The following is a 3414-nucleotide window of genomic DNA, read 5'->3' on the forward strand; positions in this document are numbered from 1 at the left end:
TGGGCCGTCGTCCGGCGACGTAACCACCCCTCCAGCACCGCCCGCTGGGCGTCGGTGACCGACAACGGCGGAATCTTCGGACCCGGACGACTCATGCCCGACTAACGACGAATCTCTGACTCAGGTCACTAGATCGGAACCCCAGATCACACCCTCGACCTGCTCGCGCAACCGCTCCGAGTGCTGCCCCCTCCTACCTGCCGATGGGCAGATACGGCTGGATGCACTTCAACTGGGCAATCGGTGAGCTGCCTGCGCGTGACGACCACAGTCCTGTCGGGTGTCGCTCCTACAAAGTGACGCGGCCCGCACCAGCACAAACACCGACTTCCCACTCCGCAGCTCAAGCGAGTAAGACCGGCGCCGTTGCTCCTTCCGTCGCGATCATCTACGCGCTTCTGGACAGGGTGCGCCGCACTTGATCGGGCGGGCTGCCGCGACGTAGGGAGCCAGAGCATCCCTGAGCACGGAGGCCTGACTGCTGTTCAGATCGACCTCATAGGTCTCGCCGTCGATAGCGAAGGAGACTGTCTCTGATTTCACCGAGTGAGTTGAATCTACCGGCACGATTTCCTGCCGTTCTAGAATCGTCTCTTCTTTCCTTTTTCGTAGCGCATTGGGTGGTTCCGTGTTGTCGTGCGTTTGACTGTGACAGATGCAAGCGCAGACAGCCCCGCTCAGTGTCTTCACTGGGCACGACTGGTGATGGCCAGTAATGCACCAACCGAACTTCGACACACGCACCCCCCAAATCATGTCTATGAAGGCCCGACTCGCCCCTAAGGTGGGAGTGGAGGGAGTCGAACCCTCACGTCGCGAAGGACACCGGGACTTGAATCCGGCGCGTCTGCCCGTTCCGCCACACTCCCGTTCAGTATAGCTAGCCTCAGAGTACCTCAGCCACCGAGAAGCATCTCCGGGGCAGGAGCATCCAGCCGAACGCAGTTTCGTACAATCTGGGTCGATGGGTCGGCCCGCCTTGGGAAATATCCTCAGTCATCACAATTTTCGGGGAATCTCTGCGAATGTGTCGCAATAAAGCGCAATCGCGATATTCCAACAGGAGGAGTAAGCGTATATTTGCGCGGGGCGGCGGGAATGAGTAATCATCACTCGCCTTCGTCGACTGGCTTCATTGATGTACCACTGACCCGCAACGGCATCGCCGGTCAAATCCCAGTCAGCCGCAGCACCAACCTGTCCAGCAAACACACTTAGAGGCCCTTATAAGGCCGTGTCCTATGTGGTGAGGCGGACGAGGCGTTTGTAGCGGCGGGTGGCTGCGGCCAGTCCGGGAAAGGCCAGGTAGTTGGTGGGGTCGTGTTCGTAGCGGTGGTTGAGCCGACGGTAACCGGTGAGCCAGGAGATGGTCCGCTCGATGACCCGCCGGTGCCGGCCTAGGTGTGTTGTCCGGAGAGGTTGGTGCTGCGGCTGGCGGGGGTTTGGCCGGCGATGCCGGTGTGGGGTCGGTGGTAGTTGATGTCGGCTGTGATCCGGGTGGCGGCTGCTTGCGGGGACTGGGGGTGGTCGGGTGGGTACCGGTGGCGGGGTGTTCGGCGAACAGAGCCACGGTCAGGGCGAGGTGGGGCTTGTAGTGGGTGGACCAGGCGGGGCGGCCTGCGGCTCCGCCACTGTCGAGGGCTGACCCTGCGGCAGCCGTGGCTCCAGCCGGGCCACTGGCCGTCAAGCAATGGCAGTGAGCGCGGGCATCTGATCATTTTCAGGAGCTGTGTTGTCGCAGGTCGCCCTGCCAGCTGCCGGTACCGCATGCTTACCCGACAGACCGCTACGGCGTCACAGCTCAGGTGGGACTCTTGGGTCAGCGGCACGTGCGCTCCCGTTCAGGCCGCCTTACTCGCTGGACGCCACCACCCGGCGTCGATGACCGGCGTGCTGCGGGGGCGGCCGTCCCCGGTATCACAGGCGGGTGGTCAGCAGCAGAGCGCCGTCCGCGGCATAGGCACGGACGGTGGGCTTGGAGAGGTCGGAGCGGAGAGGTGTGGACGTATCCGCAGAGTAGGCGACCCAGCCCGGAGAGCCGGGCAGCGTGTAGATCCTGGCCCGAAGGGTCTGGTCACCGACCTCAATAGTGATCTTGGAGGGTGCTCCGGGATCACGGTAGATCCCGGCCCAGACAGTGCCCGAGCTGCTGCCCCGCGCCACCATGCCCCCCACGTGGCCGGCGGGTGTGTCCGCGACCAGGAGGGTGTCCGGGGCGGAGGCGGGATGACCGGCGGCCACCAGAAACAGGCCCTGCCGGGTCAGCCACAGGGACGTGCCCGAAAGAGTCGTGACCTTTTCGCCGGATGCCACCACCTGAGCGGTCGCGGTCGCTGTCGCGGTGCTGGCGGGCATGACGGGGGGTGTTGCGGTTGACCGGACGGCCAGGAGGCCGGCGGGGGCGAGGAGTGCCGCGGCAACAGCCAGGCCGGCGGCGCGACGGCGGCGGCGGCGCAGGCTCTGTCCCTGACGGATAACCGCTCCTACAGGGGGCGGACCAACGGGGACTTGGGAAGCGGCCTGACGCAGCGCTTGGGACAGGGCGTCGTCGGAGTTCACCGGCCGTCCTTTCCTGTCAAGTGGATGGGTGTAGAAGGCGAGAGGGAGGCAAGGGAAGTGCGGCCGGTCAGCTCGATCAGTAAGCCGTCCTGGCGTAGCTTGGCCAGGGCGCGGGACAGCTGGCTGCGCACCGTGCTTTCCTGGGTTCCCAGCGCTGCCGCTACCTGGGTGTGAGGCATGTCCTCGAAGAAATGCAGTACCACCGCCGTGCGCTGCCGGGCCGGCAGCTTCCCCAGCGCCTGTATCAGGGCCTCGCGCTGGTCCCGGGACGTCTCATGGGACGGTGCGGCAGTGTCGGGCAGGTGGCTGGTGAGCCATTCACGGATCCGGCTGCGGCGGAACTGGTCCGCGTGGCAGCGGATCATGATCTGGCGCAGGTAGGCGGCCGGGTCGTGGCTGTCACGCACCCGGTGCCACTTCACGAAGGCCCGGGCCAGCGCGCTCTGGGCGAGGTCTTCGGCACTGTGGTGGCTTCCAGTAAGCAGGTAGGCGGTGCGGACCAGGGCCGGCCAGCGAGCGGCCATGAAGTCCTGGAACTCATCGTCGATGGTGCTGGTCATTTGGTCCTTGCCCAAGATCGGCGTGCAGCCCAAGCAAGCAGCAGGCGGCCACCGCCCAGAAAGCGGCGGCCGCCCGTTCTGCTAGTTCTGCACGGTGATAACCGGCTTGTCCTCGCCGACCTTGTGCGTGTCGAACACGTAGAAGGGCCTTGACCCCGAATCTTGGACACGGGCTATGCGGCTTGGGTCAGCGTAGTTGATGTTGTTCCGAGCGCTGTCTCGTAAGCGATCGGGCTGCGTTGTCCGAGTCGGGAGTGCCGGCGTCGGGTGTTGTAGCGGTGGAGCCAGCGGAACG

At 65.0% G+C, this 3414-nt stretch carries 3 protein-coding genes, 1 tRNA gene and 1 pseudogene; all 5 read right to left on the reverse strand.

Features of this window, described 5'->3' with window-relative positions; genetic code table 11:
* Positions 1-384: 384 nt before the first annotated feature.
* Positions 385-756, reverse strand: coding sequence for a histone-like nucleoid-structuring protein Lsr2 (locus ACIGXE_RS37550; protein WP_399754649.1), 372 nt, complete (start codon positions 754-756; stop codon positions 385-387).
* 29 nt (positions 757-785) lie between these two features.
* A tRNA-Leu gene (locus ACIGXE_RS37555) sits at positions 786-869 on the reverse strand.
* A 370-nt stretch (positions 870-1239) separates the two neighbouring features.
* Positions 1240-1404, reverse strand: a pseudogene (locus ACIGXE_RS37560) (IS5/IS1182 family transposase); the annotation flags it as partial.
* 513 nt (positions 1405-1917) lie between these two features.
* Complete coding sequence (locus ACIGXE_RS37565) at positions 1918-2355, reverse strand: hypothetical protein (RefSeq protein ID WP_399754651.1); 438 nt, start codon at positions 2353-2355, stop codon at positions 1918-1920.
* Between the two features lie 200 nt (positions 2356-2555).
* Complete coding sequence (locus tag ACIGXE_RS37570) at positions 2556-3119, reverse strand: SigE family RNA polymerase sigma factor (RefSeq protein WP_399754653.1); 564 nt, start codon at positions 3117-3119, stop codon at positions 2556-2558.
* Positions 3120-3414: the final 295 nt, after the last annotated feature.

This window comes from Streptomyces sp. NPDC053431, assembly GCF_044544925.1.
In the GTDB taxonomy this organism is placed as follows: Bacteria; Actinomycetota; Actinomycetes; order Streptomycetales; family Streptomycetaceae; genus Streptomyces.

Excerpts from the sequence above, each read along its gene's own strand:
- ACIGXE_RS37565 (WP_399754651.1), bottom strand. The coding sequence starts at position 2,355 with ATGCCCGCCAGCACCGCGACAGCGACCGCGACCGCTCAGGTGGTGGCA.
- ACIGXE_RS37550 (WP_399754649.1), bottom strand. The coding sequence starts at position 756 with ATGATTTGGGGGGTGCGTGTGTCGAAGTTCGGTTGGTGCATTACTGGC.
- ACIGXE_RS37570 (WP_399754653.1), bottom strand. The coding sequence starts at position 3,119 with ATGACCAGCACCATCGACGATGAGTTCCAGGACTTCATGGCCGCTCGC.